Origin of the sequence: Avibacterium endocarditidis, from assembly GCF_965138825.1 — a bacterium.
GTDB lineage: Bacteria > Pseudomonadota > Gammaproteobacteria > Enterobacterales > Pasteurellaceae > Avibacterium > Avibacterium endocarditidis.
In genome coordinates, this window is the sequence record NZ_CBCSDH010000018.1 from 25504 (window position 1) to 44896 (window position 19393).

General features: G+C 43.9%; 16 protein-coding genes. 10 read left to right on the forward strand and 6 right to left on the reverse strand.

The genetic code is table 11. The features are described 5' to 3' along the window. Positions 1-185: 185 nt before the first annotated feature. A complete protein-coding gene (gene glmU / locus ACNAV8_RS09765) occupies positions 186-1556 on the reverse strand; it encodes a bifunctional UDP-N-acetylglucosamine diphosphorylase/glucosamine-1-phosphate N-acetyltransferase GlmU (RefSeq protein WP_103855413.1) in 1371 nt (456 codons plus the stop codon). Between the two features lie 88 nt (positions 1557-1644). On the opposite strand from glmU, the gene ACNAV8_RS09770 reads away from it, so the two are divergent. Continuing rightward, positions 1645-2766, forward strand: a complete 1122-nt coding sequence (locus ACNAV8_RS09770) for an anhydro-N-acetylmuramic acid kinase (protein WP_415777649.1) — start codon at positions 1645-1647, stop codon at positions 2764-2766. A 318-nt stretch (positions 2767-3084) separates the two neighbouring features. Then, positions 3085-4002, forward strand: coding sequence for an N-acetylmuramic acid 6-phosphate etherase (gene murQ, locus ACNAV8_RS09775; RefSeq protein ID WP_415777650.1), 918 nt, complete (start codon positions 3085-3087; stop codon positions 4000-4002). Here the strand turns inward: murQ and rfaC are convergent. The 3 genes from rfaC to rfaD form a co-directional block, all read right to left on the reverse strand. Continuing rightward, positions 3999-4949: a lipopolysaccharide heptosyltransferase RfaC gene (gene rfaC, locus ACNAV8_RS09780; protein ID WP_103855411.1), complete on the reverse strand. Its 951-nt coding sequence runs from the start codon at positions 4947-4949 to the stop codon at positions 3999-4001. The genes murQ and rfaC overlap by 4 nt on opposite strands. A 13-nt stretch (positions 4950-4962) precedes the next feature. Then, positions 4963-6018 carry a lipopolysaccharide heptosyltransferase II gene (waaF, locus tag ACNAV8_RS09785; RefSeq protein WP_103855410.1) on the reverse strand — a complete coding sequence of 352 codons (1056 nt, stop codon included), beginning with the start codon at positions 6016-6018 and terminating at the stop codon, positions 4963-4965. A 209-nt stretch (positions 6019-6227) separates the two neighbouring features. Further along, positions 6228-7151, reverse strand: a complete 924-nt coding sequence (gene rfaD, locus ACNAV8_RS09790; protein WP_103855409.1) for an ADP-glyceromanno-heptose 6-epimerase — start codon at positions 7149-7151, stop codon at positions 6228-6230. A 136-nt stretch (positions 7152-7287) separates the two neighbouring features. Between rfaD and deoC the strand changes: the two genes are divergently transcribed. From deoC to fucP, 7 genes are all read left to right on the forward strand, one after another. Next, positions 7288-7977, forward strand: coding sequence for a deoxyribose-phosphate aldolase (gene deoC, locus ACNAV8_RS09795; protein WP_103855408.1), 690 nt, complete (start codon positions 7288-7290; stop codon positions 7975-7977). A gap of 43 nt (positions 7978-8020) precedes the next feature. Continuing rightward, complete coding sequence (locus ACNAV8_RS09800; protein WP_103855407.1) at positions 8021-8770, forward strand: DeoR/GlpR family DNA-binding transcription regulator; 750 nt, start codon at positions 8021-8023, stop codon at positions 8768-8770. Between the two features lie 328 nt (positions 8771-9098). Next, entirely contained in the window at positions 9099-10865 is a 1767-nt protein-coding gene (fucI, locus tag ACNAV8_RS09805) for an L-fucose isomerase (RefSeq protein ID WP_103855406.1), read from the forward strand. 63 nt (positions 10866-10928) lie between these two features. After that, positions 10929-12386: an L-fuculokinase gene (fucK, locus tag ACNAV8_RS09810; RefSeq protein ID WP_103855405.1), complete on the forward strand. Its 1458-nt coding sequence runs from the start codon at positions 10929-10931 to the stop codon at positions 12384-12386. Further along, complete coding sequence (gene fucU, locus ACNAV8_RS09815; protein WP_103855404.1) at positions 12386-12844, forward strand: L-fucose mutarotase; 459 nt, start codon at positions 12386-12388, stop codon at positions 12842-12844. The genes fucK and fucU overlap by 1 nt, the downstream gene beginning before the upstream one ends. A 16-nt stretch (positions 12845-12860) precedes the next feature. After that, a complete protein-coding gene (gene fucA / locus ACNAV8_RS09820) occupies positions 12861-13508 on the forward strand; it encodes an L-fuculose-phosphate aldolase (RefSeq protein WP_411607606.1) in 648 nt (215 codons plus the stop codon). A 76-nt stretch (positions 13509-13584) separates the two neighbouring features. Then, complete coding sequence (fucP, locus tag ACNAV8_RS09825) at positions 13585-14871, forward strand: L-fucose:H+ symporter permease (RefSeq protein WP_415777651.1); 1287 nt, start codon at positions 13585-13587, stop codon at positions 14869-14871. A gap of 57 nt (positions 14872-14928) precedes the next feature. Here fucP and ACNAV8_RS09830 read toward each other — a convergent pair whose 3' ends face one another. After that, the gene (locus ACNAV8_RS09830) at positions 14929-16767 is read right to left on the reverse strand and encodes an ABC transporter ATP-binding protein (protein ID WP_103855402.1); all 1839 of its coding nucleotides are present in this window, start codon (positions 16765-16767) and stop codon (positions 14929-14931) included. A gap of 157 nt (positions 16768-16924) precedes the next feature. After that, positions 16925-17971: a glycosyltransferase family 9 protein gene (locus tag ACNAV8_RS09835; protein WP_415777652.1), complete on the reverse strand. Its 1047-nt coding sequence runs from the start codon at positions 17969-17971 to the stop codon at positions 16925-16927. A gap of 93 nt (positions 17972-18064) precedes the next feature. Here ACNAV8_RS09835 and ACNAV8_RS09840 point away from each other — a divergent pair, with 93 nt between their 5' ends. Beyond that, positions 18065-18793: a 3-deoxy-D-manno-octulosonic acid kinase gene (locus ACNAV8_RS09840; RefSeq protein WP_415777653.1), complete on the forward strand. Its 729-nt coding sequence runs from the start codon at positions 18065-18067 to the stop codon at positions 18791-18793. Positions 18794-19393 lie beyond the last annotated feature (600 nt).

A 19393-nucleotide genomic window follows, 5' to 3' on the forward strand; every position in this document is an offset into this window, starting at 1 on the left:
TTTCGATCATTAAAAATAAAAAACTGCGATAAAATGCACCGCACTTTATCGCAGGGCATCATTGCTTATTATTGATGCGCATTGCATAACGGCATCGCTACTTAGTCAAAAAGATTGGCAAGATGTTCCATTCATTTTCACTTTTGACTAAAAAATCATCATAACCAGCAATGAGAGTAACCACGTTATTTTTTCTCGAGTTTTTCTGGGCGTTTCCAACCTTGGATATTGCGTTGTGGGACGCGTGAGATCACCAGTTCGTTTTCTGCAATATCTTTGGTAACGGTTGTGCCAGCGCCGATGGTTGCGCCTTTGGCGATGGTTACTGGGGCAACCAGTTGGCTGTCTGAACCCACGAACACATCATCACCAATCACGGTTTTGAATTTGTTTACGCCGTCATAGTTACAAGTGATGGTACCTGCGCCAATATTACAATTCGCGCCAATTTCGCTATCGCCCACATAGCTTAGGTGGTTCACTTTCGAGCCTTTGCCAATTTGTGATTTTTTCACTTCGACAAAGTTGCCGATATGGGTTTGTGCGGCAAGCTCTGTACCGGGGCGAAGGCGGGCAAAAGGCCCAATTTTCGCCTCTTCGCCAATCACAGCATCTTCAAATACAGAATAAGGTTTGATTTCTACATCATCGCCAATCACGCAGTTTTTGATCACGCAACCTGCGCCAATTTTGACGCGATTACCCAATTTGACGGCGCCTTCGATAATTACATTCACGTCAATTTCCACATCTTTACCGTGGGTGATTTCACCACGCAAATCAAAACGGTTTGGATCACGCAAACTTACGCCCGCTAGCAATAATTTTTCCGCTTGTTTACGTTGATAATAACGCTCAAGCTCAGCCAGTTGTAAGCGGTTATTTGCGCCTTCAACCTCCATTAAATCTTGCGCTTGCACAGCAGCCACTTTGCAGCCGTCTTGGTTGGCGAATTTAATCACATCGGTCATATAATATTCGCCTTGCGCATTATTATTATCCAATTTTGCTAGCCATTTTCTGAAACTCGCGCCACTGGAAACCATTACGCCGGTATTCACTTCTTGAATGGCTAATTGTTCTGGCGTCGCATCTTTTTGCTCGACAATGGCAACCACATTACCATCTTGACGAATAATCCGCCCGTAGCCTGTCGGATCGTCCAAATGCGCAGTTAATAAGGCAATACCGTTTTCTGGTTTAGCATCAATCAGTTTTTGCAAGGTTTGCGCGGTGATAAGCGGTGCATCGCCATACAGCATTACGATATTTTCATCGTCTGCGAAAAATGGCGCAGCCTGTTGCATTGCGTGTCCTGTACCAAGTTGCACAGGTTGTAGCACCCAGTTTACATTTTCATCGGCAAGGTGTTGTTGTAATAATTCTGCGCCGTGGCCATAAATTAAATGAATATTATCGGCATTGAGCTGTTTGGCTGTATCAATAACGTGCTTAACCATTGGCTTGCCTGCAACTTTATGCAACACTTTTGGCAAGTCGGAATACATTCTTGTGCCTTTGCCCGCGGCCAAAATCACTACGCTTAAATTTTTCATAAAAATCCTTGTTCTGTCGGTTTAAGATAAAAATCTGTCCTATTTTATAATAGAATATCGCCAATTCAAATTTTCTATGGAAATGTTTATGCAACCCCATTATTACCTTGGCGTGATGTCTGGCACGAGCCTTGACGGCGTGGATCTCGCGCTAATGGATTTTTCCACTCAGCCTGCGCAAGTGGTCGCCACAGATTTTGTGCCAATGCCACAAAATTTGCGTCAAAATCTCACCGCACTTTGCCAGCAAGGGCAAGGCACGTTACAGCAAATTGGTGAGCTGGATCATCAACTTGGCGTACTTTATGCAGAAAGTATCAACCGATTTTTGGCGAAACATTCTCTTCGCGCAGAACAAATTCAGGCGGTAGGCTGCCACGGACAAACCATTTGGCACGCACCGCAAGGGCAATTCCCTTTCACTTGGCAATTAGGCGATGCCAATATTATCGCTGCTCGTACAGGCATTACTACCGTGGCTGATTTTCGCCGTAAAGATATGGCTTATGGCGGACAGGGCGCACCACTCGTGCCTGCTTTCCACCACAATGTGTTTGCTGATCCTACGCGAAACACCGTGGTGCTGAATATTGGTGGGATTAGCAATATTTCTGTGCTGCTCCCAAACCAACCTGTGCTAGGTTACGACACAGGAGTGGGCAATGCGTTGCTAGATAGTTGGATCGCCAAACATCAGGGGAAAAGCTATGATAAAAATGGCGAATGGGCAGCGTCTGGGCAAAGCAATCCTGCATTATTGCAAGATTTGTTGGCAGATCCTTATTTTTCCTTGCCTGCGCCGAAAAGCACGGGGCGAGAGTTATTCAACTTGGCTTGGCTAGAAAAAATTCTGCAAAAACACACCGCACTTCTCCCCCAAGATGTGCAAGCAACGCTGGCGGAATTTACCGCACAATGCAGCGCGCAAGATCTGCAACATTTAAGCCAACACAACACGCTTCCTTGTTTATTATTAGTCTGCGGCGGCGGCGCGAAAAACCCTGTTATTATGGCTCACTTGCAACATTTATTACCCCATTGGCAAATCGCCACCACCACAGATTATGGCTTAGACGCAGATTATTTAGAAGCCGCTGCCTTTGCGTGGCTAGCTTACCGTCGAATGGAAAATTTACCCTCCAACGAACCGAGCGTTACCGGCGCAACAAAAGCGGTGAGTTTAGGGGTGATTTATCCTAAGGATTGTTAAATAATAAATAGGGCTAGAACCTAGAAGTAACTGTAACACATTATTTTATAAAGAATAATTTTCGTAGGGGCGAACCTATGTGTTCGCCCGAAATGGACAGAATTAATCGTAGGAAAAACTGGCAAAATTTCACCGCACTTTTATTTTTAATAGAATAAATCGCGATTTTAAATAGGCGGACACATCGGTCCGCCCCTACGAGATAATACGCCATTACAGTGTAGGGTGGGCTTTAGCCCACCATTTAATGTGATTTTCCCATTGGTGGGCTAAAGCCCACCCTACGCAAATCCTCTCAAAAAACCAAAGAGACAAAAAATGAAAAACAACCCATTACTCAATCAACTTTCGCAACTTAGCACGGAACAGCGTAATCCGAACTCAATGAATTTGGACGAGCTTTCGGCGTTGGAAATCGTGCAATTAATGAATGCGGAAGACAAAAACGTGCCATTGGCTATTGAAAAATGCTTGCCACAAATTGCCGCAGCGGTGGAAAAAATCGTGCAGGCGTTTCAGCAAGGGGGGCGTTTGGTGTATCTCGGGGCTGGCACAAGTGGGCGCTTGGGCGTGCTTGATGCGTCAGAATGTCCGCCTACATTTGGCGTTTCCAATGAAATGGTAAAAGGCATTATCGCTGGGGGCGAACGTGCTTTGCGCCACCCCATTGAAGGGGCGGAAGATAATCCACAAAGTGCGGTGGAAAATTTGCAAGAAATTGATTTTAATGAGAAAGATATTTTGGTCGGGATTGCTGCCAGCGGCCGCACGCCTTATGTGCTAGGCGGCTTAGATTATGCGAAATCCTTAGGCGCGACCACGGTGGCCATTGCTAGCAACGCCAATTCACCGATGGCACAGGTGGCGGAAATTGCCATTATCACTGCGGTAGGTGCGGAAGTGCTAACTGGCTCAAGCCGTTTGAAATCTGGCACGGCGCAAAAACTGGTGCTGAATATGCTCACCACTGCCAGTATGGTGCTAATGGGTAAATGCTACCAAAATTTAATGGTGGACGTGCAAGCCAGCAATCAAAAATTAGTGGCACGTGCTGTGCGTATCGTAATGCAGGCGACAGATTGCACCGCTGAACGAGCAGAACAAACCCTTAACGCCGCACACAACAATGCAAAAGTGGCCATCTTAATGTTGCTGGCGGACTTGGATTATCCAAGTGCGGTGCAATTATTGCGTGAAAATCAAGGGCGCTTGCAAGGGGCGTTAAAATCAAATTAGAGCAAAGGGCGCAAGCGCTGCAACACCGCTTCGGCAGAAATCTGTGCCATTGTAGGCGCTTGTAAGTGATATTGATTTTTGCCGTAAGTGCCGATTAAATCTGGGTTGGTTGCGCCATAAAGAGTGATGTTCGGTTTATCCAAGGCGGCGGTGAGATGCGCCAACCCAGTATCCACGGAAACCACCGCTTGGGCATTGGCGATATGTTGGGCTAAGGCGGTGAGATCCATTTTCGGTAGAACAACGGCATTTTCAATGCCTTGCACGATCCATTCCGCTGCCTGTTTTTCTTTCTTATTTCCCCAAGGCAAATGCACGGCAAACCCAAGTGCGGTGAGATTTTGCGCTAATTTTTTCCATTCTTGATTGCGCCAATGTTTATCCGCGCGCGTGGTAGCGTGAATCAACAACACATAAGGCGGCAGGCTTTTTTGCACAGGAAAATGCTGTGCAATGCCATAATCCCCTTGTTGGCTCGGCAACGCATAGCCCAAGGCTTGCGCAAATAACTGACGAATGCGTTCTACAGCGTGTTGCTGGTAATCAATGGCGTAGCGCTCATCATAAAATAAGGCAGCCAAAGGCTCGCGTGCGGAATGTTTATCATAGCCGTGTTTTACCCCTTGCGCTAGACGTACGGCGAACAATGCACTTTTCACCAAGCCTTGCGCATCAATCACGGCATCATATTGATTTTGTTGTAATAATTGACGATAGGCTTGCCATTCTTGCCAAGTTTTGCGTTGTAAAAGCTGTTTGCGCCAACGGCGAATGGCAACGGGGATAACCTGTTTCACCGCCGAATGCCAAGTAGGAATTTCCGCAAAATTTTCTTCCACCACCCAATCCACTTGTAAATGAGGCAAAGCTTTTTGTGCATCGGTCAATGAGGGCAAGGTGTGGATCACATCACCCATTGAAGACGTTTTTACTAAGCAAATTCGCATCTTTCTGCCTTATTTATGCCTGATCAAAGTGCGGTAAAATTTCGCTTAATTTTTCCATTACCATTGCAGGCGTGATGTCGATAAGGCTTTGATGATAGCCTTCGGCGCTGTCTTTGCCCTGACGAATTTTTTCTAATCCGCCTTTTTGCAAGCGAATAATCACCGCTTGATGGGATAATGGTGGGGTGTATTGCGGGCTAGTTGGGCCATAAAGCGCCACAAGTGGACGCTGGACTGCCGCCGCAACGTGCATTAATCCGCTATCGTTGGTAACCACGCCTTTGCAATCTGCGATTAAATCTACCGCTTGATTAAGGCTGGTTTGCCCCGCTAAATTTAAGCAATAAGGCTGCAAGTTTTCTGGCAGACTGGCACGAATTTCATCGCCCACTTGTTCATCTTTTGCTGAACCAAACAGACGAATGCTGTAACCTTTTTCAATCAGCATTTGAGCAAGCACAGCATAATGATAATGCGGCCAACGCTTGGCAGGGCCAAACTCCGCACCCGGGCAAAAACCAATCGCAGGGCGATTTTCTGCCTGTGCAAGTTGTGCGTGAAAATGGCTTTTGGTTTGCTCGATTTGTTGGCTACTCACCTGTAAATAAGGGTAAGGAAAGGTCATTTGTGCTGCCGTTGGCACGGCGTTTTTTTCATAAGCCAATGCCACATAGCGCTGCACCATCATTGGGTAATCATTTTTATTAGCGCGTAAATCATTCAAAAAGAAATAACGGCTTTCCCCTTTCCAACCACGGCGGCGAGCAATTTTGGCAAACACAGGAATAAACGCAGATTTGAGTGAGTTTGGCAACACAATCGCCATATCATATTGATTTCTTAAACTTTTCCCAATTTCATAGCGCTGTTTCAAGCCAAAGGTGCCGTGTCCGATGGGCATTGTGAGCGCCCCTCTGACTTCCGGCATTCTTTCCAACAAGGGTTTACACCAATTTGGCGCAAGCACATCAATTTGGCAATCAGGATATTGCTGTTTTAAGCATTGATATAAACTGTGCGACATCATCATATCGCCAACCCAAGATGGGCCAATTATTAAGATGTTCATTCTGCGGTTCTCATTAATGTGTGAATTATATCAATTGTCGGGGAAACGCTATGTTCGCTCACTCAAAAATCGCCAATTTCCCACCGCACTTATATTTAGCTAAAAAGAAAAGTGCGGTGAAATTTCTGCTAATTTTTTACGACTAATCCTGTTTATTTTGGGCGAACATACAGGTTCGCCCTTACATCTGATTTAATTACGTAGTTATGTTATTTATTCAACCACGCCATATATTCGCTGACACCTTCGGCAACGCTTTTGAATGGTTTGTCATAACCTGTGGCGCGCAGTTTGGTGAGATCCGCTTGGGTGTATTCTTGGTAACGGCTTTTTAAATGCTCTGGGAATGGAATGGTTTCAATTTGCCCTTTGCCGTGGAATTTCAATACCGCTTGCGCTACGGCCTCGAAACTTTCCGCTTTGCCCGTTCCGCAGTTGTAAATGCCCGAAATGCCGTGTTGCCAGCACCAAATATTTACTGCTGCCACATCGCCAACATAGACAAAATCACGCAAGAAATGTTCGCTGCCGGCGAACAATTTTGGATTTTCCCCTTTCAAAATTTGGTTATCAAGGTGGAAAGCCACACTGGCCATACTGCCTTTGTGTTGTTCTCTTGGGCCATAAACGTTGAAATATTTAAAGCCGCACACAGGTGATTGGGCTTCTGGCAGGATTTTACGCACATATTCATCAAATAAAAATTTGGAATAACCATATACATTTAAAGGTTTTTCAAATTCACGCGCTTCGACAAAGGTGTCGCTGTCGCCATAGGTGGCAGCGCTGGACGCATAATAGAACGGAATTTGGCGATCTAAACAATAATGTAATAGCTCTTTGGAATATTCATAATTGTTTTCCATCACAAATTTGCCGTCCCATTCGGTGGTGGCAGAACACGCCCCCTCGTGGAAGATCACATCAATCTCGCCTAAATCATCGCCTGCCATAATGGACGCAATGAAGTCGTCTTTATCGCAATAATCCGCAATATCCAAATCCACTAAATTGACGAATTTTGTGCCGTCTTTTAAATCGTCCACCACTAAAATATCTGTGCGTCCAATCTCGTTTAACGCTTTTACGATGTTACTGCCAATAAAGCCTGCGCCGCCAGTTACAATAATCATTTTTCAATCCTCATTTGATTTCAATATTGCCGTTTATTCTAAAGGATTTTGCGCATAAGGGCTAAAGAAATTTCGCGCTCACCACCGCTTTTAGGTTATGATATAGCACAAATCCAGACAAGATTAAGGACACACAATGCAACCACAAGATATTGCCAAATACATTGACCACACCGCCCTTGGCGCAGATAAAACCCCACAAGATATTCTTAACTTATGCCAAGAAGCGCTTGAACACCAATTTTGTTCCGTGTGCATAAACTCCGCCTATATTCCACTGGCTAAGCAGGCACTCACGCAAAATGGCAAAGAGAAAAGTGCGGTGAAAATTTGCACCGTTGTTGGCTTTCCCTTAGGGGCAAATTTAAGCCAAGTGAAAGCCTTTGAAGCCTCAGAAGCCATTAAGCAAGGGGCTGATGAAATTGATATGGTGATTAACCTAGGACTTATGAAAGCACAACAATGGCAAGCCGTAGAGCAAGACATCGCCGAAGTGCTTACCGCCTGTCAAGGCAAAACCTTAAAAGTGATTTTAGAAACCTGCCTGCTCAGCAAAGAAGAGATCGTGAAAGCCTGTGAAATCTGTAAAAAACTGGGCGTTGCCTTTGTCAAAACCTCCACTGGGTTTAACAAAGGCGGGGCAACCGTTGAAGATGTCGCCTTGATGAAACAAACCGTTGGCGATGCGGTGGAGGTAAAAGCCTCTGGCGGCATTCGCGACACTGTCACCGCTCTGGCAATGCTTGAAGCAGGAGCAACCCGATTAGGCGTAAGTGCGGGAGTTGCGATTGTACAGGGGGAGAAAGTGCAAGGAAGTGGCTATTAAATTTTTGTGGGTTTAATGCCTGCTTTGACCGTTTGGAGGAAAAATGCCAAGTAGAACATCGCAAATTTTACAGCTAGTGAACGCGACTGGAAAAGTGAATGTCAATGCCCTCGCCGAGCAATTTGGTGTATCGGTCGAAACCATTCGCCGTGATCTGCGAGCGTTAAATCAAAAAGGCTTATTGCATCGCGTTCACGGCGGGGCGATGAGTTGCCAGTCTAAAGACATTGGGCGTTCCTTTCAAGCAAGACAACGGTTAAATTCTGAAGCGAAAAAATACATCGCACAACAAGCGGTAGAATATGTGTTTGAAGGGGCGGTGATCGGGCTTGATGCCAGTTCCAGTAGCTGGCATTTTGCTCAGCTTATTCCCGATATTCCTTGCACCGTGGTAACCAATTCTATGAACAATATCAATGCATTAGCCAATAAACCCAACATAAAAACCATTGCCACCGGCGGGGTCTATTCCGCCAAATATGCTGCCTTTTATGGGCCGCTCTCTGAGCAATTATTGCTCCGCTTGCATATTGATCTTTGTGTGTTTTCTTGTACTGGCATTGATAGCAATGGTGGCATTTGGGAATCCAACGAGCTGAACGCGTCCATTAAACGCAAAATGATTGACGCCTCTGGGCAGAAATTTTTACTGCTTGATAGCTCTAAATTTGAGCGGAAAAATTTAATCAAACTCGGTGAGCTTTCTCAACTGGATATTTTATTTACTGATCAAGCCCCAAATGAAGGTTTACAAAACTATTGTAAAGAGCAAGAAATTCACCTTGCTTTTTGACCGCACTTTTTCGTTTTAATGCCCGATTTTGCTTTTAATACCAAAAACGGGCATTTTACCCCCTCTAAATCGGGCATTTTTTGTGATCTATTCCGCAAAAATCACACAAACTTGCTAAAAAACTATTCTCTTTTTCTGATTTATTGAACAATAAAGTTGATGCAGCACATTGCATAACGATATTGCTCCACCGTTCCATTCTTGCCGTATGTGCGATGAAAGCAATTCATTTTACCCAAGTCGTACTTTTTCAATAAATCTTGCTGACTTTATTCAACACAATACCCATAGCGGAATAAAGCTCGGCTTAGTATAGAGGGAAAACACAATGACAGTATTAAAATCAGCCCCAATTAGAATTGGTATTCGCCCAACCATTGATGGCCGCCGTATGGGCGTGCGTGAATCGCTCGAAGATCAAACGATGAATATGGCAAAATCGGTTGCCAATTTATTAGAAAGCCATATTCGCCATACGGACGGTTCATTTGTGGAATGTGTTATCGCAGATACTTGTATTGGTGGCGTGGCCGAAGCTGCTGCTTGTGCAGAAAAATTTAAACTCGCCAATGTAGGCGCTGTGATTACCGTTACCCCTTGCTGGTGTTATGGTTCAGAAACCATTGATATGGATCCGCATATGCCAAAAGCCATTTGGGGATTCAATGGCACAGAACGCCCCGGTGCTGTTTATTTAGCTGCCGCATTAGCCGGCCATTCACAAATGGGCCTACCTGCCTTTTCTATTTATGGCACAGAAGTGCAAGAAGCCTCTGATACCAGTATTCCTGAAGACGTTAAAGAAAAACTCCTACGCTTTGCTCGCGCCGCACTAACTGTGGCGACCATTCGCGGCAAATCCTATCTTTCTATCGGCTCTGTTTCTATGGGAATTGCAGGATCTATCGTGGATCAAAAATTCTTCCAAGAATATTTAGGAATGCGCAATGAATATGTGGATATGAGCGAAATTAAACGCCGTCTTGACCGCAAAATTTATGATGAGGAAGAAGTGGAATTGGCACTTCAATGGGTGAAAACCTATTGCAAAGAAGGTGTTGATGTCAATCACCCAGATCATCAAGATAGCCCAGAACAAAAAGCGAAGCTTTGGGAAAACGTGGTGAAAATGGCAATCATCACGCGTGATCTGATGGCGGGCAATGAAAAATTAGCGCAGCTCAATTATGGTGAAGAAGCTCTTGGACATAACGCGATTGCAGCAGGTTTCCAAGGACAACGTCATTGGACAGACCATATGCCAAATGGCGATTTTATGGAAGCTATTCTTAACTCCACCTACGACTGGAACGGAGTTCGCCCACCTTACATTCTTGCTACGGAAAATGACTCCCTCAATGGCGTATGTATGCTGTTTGGTAATCAGCTTACTGGGCAAGCACAAATCTTTGCCGATGTTCGCACCTATTGGAGTCCTGATGCAGTGGAACGTGCCACTGGCTTCCGCCCAGAAAGTGGCTTTATCCATTTGATTAACTCAGGTTCTGCCGCCTTAGACGGCACAGGCCAGCATACGGATGAAAAAGGCAATCCTGTCATTAAGCCTGCTTGGGAAGTGACGGAAGAAGATGGCAAACGCTGTGTGGAAAACACCCGTTGGTGTCCTGCGGTGTATGAATATTTCCGTGGCGGCGGTTACTCATCACAATATCTCACTAAAGGCGGAATGCCATTTACGATACACCGTTTAAATATTATTCGCGGCATTGGCCCTGTACTACAAATTGCGGAAGGTTGGTCAATTGATTTACCTGCTGAGGTTCACGACACCCTAATGAAACGCACCAACGAAACTTGGCCTTGCACCTGGTTCGTACCGCGCTTAACAGGCACAGGTGCATTCACTGATGTGTATTCTGTTATGGCGAACTGGGGCGCAAATCACTGCGTTGCCACTTATGGTCATATTGGTGCGGATCTCATCACCCTTGCATCAATGTTGCGCATTCCTGTGTGTATGCACAATGTGGCTGAACAAGATATTTTCCGCCCAAGTGCGTGGAATGGCTTTGGTCAAGACAAAGAAGGGCAAGATTACCGTGCTTGCGCAAACTTTGGGCCACTTTATAAATAATCGCTAAAGGAAAAGTGCGGTGTTTTTTAACCGCACTTTTGAAATAGAACTCTCGGAGGTTTTATGGCAATCGCACTGATTTTTGATTGTGGCGCAACCAATTTACGCACTATTGCTATTGATCAAAAAGGCAAGATTTTGGCCTCTCATCATCAGCCAAATCGCGCTCAACCTGATCCGCAGTATCCCCATTTTTATATTTGGGATATTGAAGAAATCTGGCAGAAGTTGTTAATTTGTGCCGAAAAAACCTTAACTCAGCTCAAACAATCCCATTCTTTGCAAGATATTGTGGGGATTGGCGTCACCACCTTTGGGGTAGATGGCGCACCTTTCGATAAGGCTGGAAATCAGCTTTACCCGATTATTTCTTGGCAATGTCCACGCACCATTTTCATTATGGAAAATCTTGCACAATACCTTGATGTAAACGCACTTTATCAACGGAACGGAATTGGGCAATACAGTTTTAACACCCTATTTAAACTGTTATGGCTAAAAGAAAATGAACCTGAAATTTTGCAAAAAATGGATAAATTTGTGTTCATTTCATCAATGCTTAACCAACGTTTAACAGGTGTTTTTAGCACCGATCGCACAATGGCTGGTACCTCAATGATGACCGATTTGCAAAGCCAAACTTGGGATACGGAAGTGCTAAATGTATTAGGGCTACAAGAAACACATTTTCCACCAATGGTGAGTGCAGGTGAAAAAATTGGCGTGTTATCCACCGCACTTTGTCAGCAGCTAGGGTTAAATCCTATTCCGGTGATTTCTTGCGGACACGATACCCAATTTGCGGTTTTTGGCTCAGGCGCAGGGCTAAATCAACCGGTGCTAAGTTCAGGCACTTGGGAGATTTTAATGGCGCGCACCGAAAAAGCCGAGCCACACATTGAATTTGTGCCACAAGGCTTAACCACGGAATTTGACGCACTATCTCGTTGCTTTAATCCTGCAGTGCAATGGATTGGCTCTGGCGTGATGGAATGGGTGGGCAAAACTTTCTTTGCCGATGTAAAAGATACTGAAGAATATTACCCAACAATGATCGCAGAAGGCTCAGCAGCAACCGTGGGATCACAGGGCATTCGCTTTAGTGGCAAGTTTAATCCTGCGGATAACGGACAAGGTTTCGGGCAAATTGTCGGGCTTTCAATGCACAGCTCGCGTGGGCAAATTTATCGTGCGGCGTTGGAATATATGGCTTATCAACTTAAAGCAGGCTTAGATATTCTGCAACAAGTCAGCCATTTCAAAGCGGAGAGCTTAATTTGCGTGGGTGGCGGTTCTAAAAATCGTCTGTGGAATCAAATTCGTGCTGATGTGCTGAATTTACCTATTGATATTGTGGACGTGGCAGAAAGCACCGTGTTAGGTGCGGCAATGTTTACTCTGGCGGGCGTTGGCGTGTATGACAATGTACAACAAGCGCAAGGCGAAATGCAGCCAAACAAACAACGCATTTTCCCTTCAAATCACACCGCACTTTATCAACAACTGATGGAGAACAAATAATGTTAAAAGGTATTCACCCCAGTCTTTCACCAGACTTATTAAAAACCCTTGCCGAAATGGGACACGGCGATGAAATCGTTCTCGCTGATGCTCACTTTCCCGCTCATCAACTGCATTCACGCGTGCTTCGAGCAGACGGTGTTGGCATTGCCACCTTGCTAAGTGGCATCACACCATTGTTTGAATTTGATGCTTATGTGGACGCACCGCTGATTATGATGCAGGCGGTCAGTGGCGACAGCCTCGATCCCAACGTAGAAATGCGTTATCTCAATGTGATCGCACAGGCTTCAGAAAACCAAAGTGCGGTGCAAAATTTGCCTAAATTAAGCCGTATCGATCGTTTTGATTTTTATGAGCGTGCGAAGCAAGCCTATGCCATCGTGGTAACAGGGGAATGTGCCAAATACGGCAATATTATTTTGAAAAAAGGGGTTACCCCGATTTCGATCCAATAGTAGTAAGGAAATAAAAATGAACAGACAACAGCTCTCACAAAAAATTATTGATACTTGCCTTGAAATGACGAAATTAGGTTTAAACCAAGGCACCGCCGGCAACGTTAGCGTTCGTTATCAAGACGGAATGTTAATTACTCCCACGGGAACGCCTTACGAACAAATGACACCAGACAGTATTGTTTATGTGGACAAACAAGGCCATTATGAAAAAGGAAAATTACCTTCCAGCGAATGGCATTTCCATTTAGCGGTATATCAAGCTCGCTCTGATGTTAATGCCGTGGTGCATAATCACGCGGTGAATTGTGCTGCCGTTTCAATTCTCGAAAAACCCATTCCCCCTTTCCATTATATGATTGCTGTTGGCGGGACAGATCATATTCCTTGTGTCCCTTATGCCACATTCGGTACACACCAATTGGCGGAATATGTGGCACAAGGCATTAAAACCTCAAAAGCAATTTTACTCGCTCATCACGGTTTAATTGCAGCAGAACAAAATCTTGATAAAGCACTTTGGCTCGCACACGAAGTGGAAGTATTGGCACAGTGGTATATGAAATTGCTCGCAACAGGCCTTGACATTCCGCTTTTATCAGAAACGCAAATGGCAGAAGTGTTAGAAAAATTTAAATCTTATGGATTGCGTATTGAAGAATAGTTAATTAAATAAGCTCATTTTTCTATCGGTTTTTTTGAAAATGCAATGAGTTTGTTTCTCACACAAGGAGAACATTATGAGTGCTAAAATTCTTGAAAAACAATTTGTCGTCCCCTTCATTTTAATCACGACATTATTTGCACTATGGGGATTTGCCAATGATATTACCAATCCAATGGTTGCGGTATTCCAAACTGTAATGGAAATTCCCGCCTCAGAAGCTGCATTAGTGCAATTTGCTTTCTATGGTGGTTACGGCACAATGGCCATTCCTGCCGCATTATTTGTTAGCCGTTATAACTACAAATCAGGCGTATTGCTTGGGCTAGCCCTCTATGCAGTCGGGGCATTTTTGTTCTATCCTGCGGCACGCTATGAACAATTTACCTTCTTTTTATTCTCGCTCTATATCTTAACCTTTGGCTTGGCGTTCTTAGAAACCACTGCCAATCCTTATATTCTTTCAATGGGTGATCCACAAACTGCTACTCGCCGTTTGAATTTAGCGCAATCTTTTAATCCGCTCGGTTCGATTACAGGAATGTTTGTTGCCTCACAAATCGTGTTAGTGAATTTGGAATCTGACAAACGTGATGCAGCAGGTAATCTGATTTTCAACACCTTATCCGCAGCAGAAAAAGCCGCCGTGCGTACCCACGATTTAGAAATTATCCGCAATCCTTATTTAGTTGTGGGACTTGTGGTAGTCGTGATTATATTAGTGATTGGTTTATACAAAATGCCTGCAACTAAAATTGAACAAGGCACAAAACTGTCTTTCCGTGAAGCCTTTAACCGCTTAATTGCAAAAGCAAAATATCGCGAAGGGGTGATTGCGCAAGTGTTCTATGTTGGTGTGCAAATTATGTGCTGGACTTTCATTATTCAATATGCAGAACGTTTGGGCTTCACCAAAGCAGAAGCACAAAACTACAACATTATCGCAATGGGTATTTTTATCGTAAGCCGCTTTATTAGCACCAGTATTATGAAATATCTCAAAGCAGAACTCATGTTATACCTTTTCGCATTAGGCGGCTTCTTTAGTATCCTTGGTGTTATCTTTATTGACGGTGTGGGCGGTTTATATTGCTTAATTCTCACTTCAGCCTTTATGTCCCTAATGTTCCCAACCATTTACGGCATTGCACTTTATGGCTTAAAAGAAGAAGCCACCTTAGGCGCAGCTGGTTTAGTAATGGCAATTGTCGGTGGTGCGTTAATGCCACCATTGCAAGGCATTCTTATTGACCAAGGCGAAATTTTTGGAATGCCAGCAGTCAATGTTTCTTTCGTACTACCACTTATCTGCTTTGTTGCCATTGCAATTTATGGTTATCGCACGTGGAAAGTATTGGAATAATATAAATACAAAAAAAGCAAGATTGTTCGGCAATCTTGCTTTGATATTTAATGCTATCTATTCTTCACTCAAAAAACCACCGCTTTGGTGGTGCCAGAGTTTGGCGTAAAGTCCATTTTGGGCGAGCAATTCGTTGTGCGTGCCTTGTTCTACGATATGGCCTTTATCTAGCACGATTAAGCGATCCATTGCAGCAATGGTGGAAAGACGGTGGGCGATAGCAATCACGGTTTTGCCCTCCATCATTTTATCTAGGCTTTCTTGAATCGCCACTTCCACTTCGGAATCTAGCGCGCTGGTGGCTTCATCTAACAACAGAATTGGCGCATCTTTTAGCATTACGCGGGCAATGGCGATACGCTGACGTTGTCCGCCAGAAAGTTTCACACCGCGCTCACCAACGTGAGCATCATAGCCTGTTCGGCCTTCTGAGTCGCTCAAATAAGGAATAAATTCTGACGCTTCAGCACGCTGTGCAGCAGAGATCATTTCTTCATCGCTAGCAGTTGGGCGGCCGTAAATGATGTTTTCGCGCACGGAACGGTGCAGCAACGAGGTATCTTGCGTCACTAAGCCAATTTGGCTACGTAAACTTTCTTGCGTAACATCACACACATTTTGTCCGTCAATGGTGATGTCGCCGTGATTTGCTTCGTAAAAACGTAATAGCAAGTTTACAATGGTGGATTTCCCCGCCCCTGAACGACCGATCAAGCCCACTTTTTCCCCCGGTTTAATGGTGAGATTAAAGTGGTTTAGCAATGGTTTTTGTGGATCGTAAGAGAAACTGACATCATTGAAGCGAATTTCCCCTTTGCTTACTTTTAATGGCAAGGCTTGCGGTTTATCCACAATAGTATGCGGTTTGGTTAGCGTGTTCATTCCGTCATTTACCGTGCCGATATTTTCAAATAAACGTGCGGATTCCCACATAATCCAGCGGGAAATAAAATTCACCCGTAATGCCATTGCAATGGCGGTAGCAATCGCCCCTACACCAACGCTGCCCTGCTTCCATAGCACAATGCCTAGGATTGCCGTGCTGAGTGTTAAGGTGATGTTAGTGGCGTAAGTGATGGTATCTAAAGAGGTCGCCAAACGCATTTGGGCGTGTACGGTAACCATAAATTCTTCCATTGAACGCTTGGCGTAACTGGCTTCTCTTGAACCGTGGGAAAATAATTTCACGGTGGCAATATTAGCGTAAGAATCGGTAATTCGCCCCGTCATTAAAGAACGTGCGTCTGCTTGGCGTTCTGCAGTTTTGGCTAATTTTGGAATGATAATGCGTAAAATCGTGATAAACGCCACAATCCATAAGGCAAAAGGTAGCAAGAACCACGCATCTAACGCGGCAAGCACAATGCCTGAGGTGATGAAATACACCACGACATAGACCATAATATCCGCAATGGTCAGCACGGTATCACGCACCGCAAGGGCAGTTTGCATAACTTTCGCCGATACGCGTCCAGCAAATTCATCTTGATAGAAACTCAGGCTTTGCCCCAGCATTAAACGGTGGAAATTCCAACGCAATCGCATTGGAAATACGCCTTGCAAGGTTTGCAAACGCACCGCAGACGCAGTAAATGACCAAAATATGCTGAACACTAACAAAGCTGCCATCGCCAAAAGCCAATGGCCTTTTTCTTGCCATAAGGTGGCTGGCGTGTACTTGCCAAGCCAATCCACCACAATTCCCATAAACTGGAACAACACGGCTTCCATCACCCCTGTGCCGACTGTGAGCAACGCAAGTAGCAAAATCCAGCCACGCATTCCTTCCATATTCGACCAAATAAAGCGGATCAACCCTTTTTCGGGCGTTTTCGGTGATTGCTCTGGATAGGCATTTAGGCGACTTTCAAACCATTCAAAAATTTTATTAAACATTGTTTTTCCTAGAAATAAAAAGAAAGGTTCGCAAGGTAAAGCAAAAGGATAAGTGCGGTGAAAAATTACAGAATTTTCCACCGCACTTTATTTTTTGGCATTCGCGAACGCAAAAATCGGCGTATTATAGCGAATGCTTGGCTATTTTTTAACAGTTTTATTGAATAAAGCCCATCTGGCGCATTTTCTCTAATACGTCTGCCACAGAAATTTGCGCCATTAAATCTTTGCCTTTCAATTTGGTTGCCCAAGGTAATTGGCTAGACGGTTTGCCAAATTCTTGCTGGGCATTTTGTTCATACACGGAAACCACTTCGGGCAAATTGTTATAAGGGCCTGTGCGTAGCGGGTTATGATAGGCATACAAGCCGATCACAGGGGTGCCTTGAGCGGTAGCAATATGTGCAGGGCCGCTGTCGGGAGCAAGCAGTAAATCCGCCATTCCGATTAAGGCACTTAATTCCAATAATGAGGTTTTGCCGCTCGCATTCACAGGCTGAAAATCACACAATGCGATGATTTTTTCGATCATTGCTTGCTCTCTTGGCGCAGGCGAGCCACACAAAATCACATTAATATTTTGACGATGGGCGATATTGGCGATTTCTGCATAGCATTCAGCCAGCCAATCTTTTTCTGATTTGCTTGAGCAAGGGGAAATGAGTAGATTTTTTCTTGTTGGATCAATAAATTGCCGAACGGCGGAAATTTCTTTTTCGCCAATGGCTAAATCCCATTTAGGCGCTTCCACAGGCAAGCCTAAATATTCCACAAATGCCAAAAATCCCGCTAACACGTGCGGATTAGTTGGTTCATTAATTTTACGATTGGTAAACAACCATTGACCTTCTCGCGCACGATTTTTGCTAAACCCCACTTTATAAGTGGCTTTGATGCCTAAGGAAATCATTGAAGCACGCAAAGCCGTTTGCATATTTAATAGCACATCAAAATGCTCGCCACGCAAGGTTTTCCACAAAGCTAAAATGCCTTTCCAGCCGGTTTTTTTGTCATAAGGAATAAAGCGAATCCCTTTCACATTTTGCAATAACTGCATTTCGGTTTTGCCCACAATCCAAGTGATTTGGGTATCTTTCCAATAACGCTGAATTTGTTGTACCGCTGACAGCGCATTACACACATCACCAATGGCGGAAAGGCGTAAAATACAAATAGATTTAGGGGGCGTGGAAAAAAGTGCCATAGATTTACCTTACTTTTTCTGCTTAATGTAGCATTCTTTTTTATTTTCAGTAGAATATTTTCATTGATCTATTCTATAAGAAATCTGCCGAATATGCTTGAACTGCAACAGCAAAACCAATATTTTATTTTTAATCTGGAAACACAACCAGTTGATCCTTGCGCTTATTTTGATCCGCAATTTTGGCAGCAACAGCAGCGTATTCTTGGTTCAGCCAAAGGGCGGGGGACAACTTGGTTTGTGCAAAGTGCGGATCTTTTTGGTGTAAATTGTGCCTTGCGCCATTATTATCGCGGTGGTTTATTTGGTAAGTTGAATAAAGATCGTTATTGGTTCCACGATCTTCAACACACGCGCAGTTTCGCCGAATTTCATTTGTTAAATAAATTACATCAAGACGGACTCCCCGTGCCAAAACCCATTGGCGCAAGAGTGATTAAAGGCAAAGCGGGCATTTGCTATCAAGCAGATTTACTGAGTGAAAAAATCGAAAATGCGCAAGATCTCACCGCACTTTTGCAGCACCATTCTTTATCCGCTGAAAATTGGCAGCAAATCGGCCACTTAATCCGTCAATTACACGATCGGCAAATCTGCCACACCGACCTTAACGCCCATAATATTTTAGTCCAACATTTCGCCACACCAGAACAAAAATACTGGCTGATTGATTTTGACAAATGCACCGAAAAATCAGGCAATAACTGGAAAGCCCAAAATCTCGCCAGATTACACCGCTCTTTCATTAAAGAAGTAAATAAGCTAGCAATAAAATTTACAGAACAGGATTGGAATGAGGTTTTGAGTGGGTATAAGAGATAATGTAACCGCTATATCTATCTATAAATAAACGTAACTACTAAAAAATAACTAAATCATTCTGATAAAATCTTTTTCGTTCTTCTTAAGAAAAATAGAGATTTTACTTTAACTTTTCAAAAATTAATTTCAAGCCAGTTATAAGGTTTTTACTAGAAAAACATAAAACCAAAGTGCGGTGTAATTTTGCCAGATTCCTCTTATATATTCCCTAGCTTGTTTAATTTGCTTCAGCTAATAACATAAATAGCCAAATTCGCCTACATTCTCTTATATATCTATGNTTATAGATATGGATTAATGCATCAATAATATCCATCTAAACAAGTCCGTCGTTCCAGGGAAAATTCAAGCGGCTATAATGCGATATTCAGCAAACCAGAAAGCAAAAGAGAAGATAAATTAAGATAGACAAGATTAAATTAAGCGAAAAAAGCCCCCTCAAAATAAAACCCAAAATAGGAGATATAAAATAAAACNAATAAAAAAACGCCATCGAGTTCCCTCAATGGCGTTCTTCTCTCATTCAATACCTGGCGGTGTCCTACTCTCACATGGGGATTCCCCACACTACCATCGGCGTTACAGCGTTTCACTTCTAAG

What these genes read in the sequence shown, in the direction of transcription:
- fucU (WP_103855404.1), top strand. Translation starts at nt 12,386, where the DNA reads ATGTTAAAAGGTATTCACCCCAGTCTTTCACCAGACTTATTAAAAACC.
- ACNAV8_RS09835 (WP_415777652.1), bottom strand. Translation starts at nt 17,971, where the DNA reads ATGGCACTTTTTTCCACGCCCCCTAAATCTATTTGTATTTTACGCCTT.
- ACNAV8_RS09800 (WP_103855407.1), top strand. Translation starts at nt 8,021, where the DNA reads ATGCCAAGTAGAACATCGCAAATTTTACAGCTAGTGAACGCGACTGGA.
- waaF (WP_103855410.1), bottom strand. Translation starts at nt 6,018, where the DNA reads ATGAACATCTTAATAATTGGCCCATCTTGGGTTGGCGATATGATGATG.
- rfaC (WP_103855411.1), bottom strand. Translation starts at nt 4,949, where the DNA reads ATGCGAATTTGCTTAGTAAAAACGTCTTCAATGGGTGATGTGATCCAC.
- ACNAV8_RS09830 (WP_103855402.1), bottom strand. Translation starts at nt 16,767, where the DNA reads ATGTTTAATAAAATTTTTGAATGGTTTGAAAGTCGCCTAAATGCCTAT.
- fucA (WP_411607606.1), top strand. Translation starts at nt 12,861, where the DNA reads ATGAACAGACAACAGCTCTCACAAAAAATTATTGATACTTGCCTTGAA.
- murQ (WP_415777650.1), top strand. Translation starts at nt 3,085, where the DNA reads ATGAAAAACAACCCATTACTCAATCAACTTTCGCAACTTAGCACGGAA.
- ACNAV8_RS09840 (WP_415777653.1), top strand. Translation starts at nt 18,065, where the DNA reads ATGCTTGAACTGCAACAGCAAAACCAATATTTTATTTTTAATCTGGAA.
- rfaD (WP_103855409.1), bottom strand. Translation starts at nt 7,151, where the DNA reads ATGATTATTGTAACTGGCGGCGCAGGCTTTATTGGCAGTAACATCGTA.
- ACNAV8_RS09770 (WP_415777649.1), top strand. Translation starts at nt 1,645, where the DNA reads ATGCAACCCCATTATTACCTTGGCGTGATGTCTGGCACGAGCCTTGAC.
- deoC (WP_103855408.1), top strand. Translation starts at nt 7,288, where the DNA reads ATGCAACCACAAGATATTGCCAAATACATTGACCACACCGCCCTTGGC.
- fucK (WP_103855405.1), top strand. Translation starts at nt 10,929, where the DNA reads ATGGCAATCGCACTGATTTTTGATTGTGGCGCAACCAATTTACGCACT.
- fucI (WP_103855406.1), top strand. Translation starts at nt 9,099, where the DNA reads ATGACAGTATTAAAATCAGCCCCAATTAGAATTGGTATTCGCCCAACC.
- glmU (WP_103855413.1), bottom strand. Translation starts at nt 1,556, where the DNA reads ATGAAAAATTTAAGCGTAGTGATTTTGGCCGCGGGCAAAGGCACAAGA.
- fucP (WP_415777651.1), top strand. Translation starts at nt 13,585, where the DNA reads ATGAGTGCTAAAATTCTTGAAAAACAATTTGTCGTCCCCTTCATTTTA.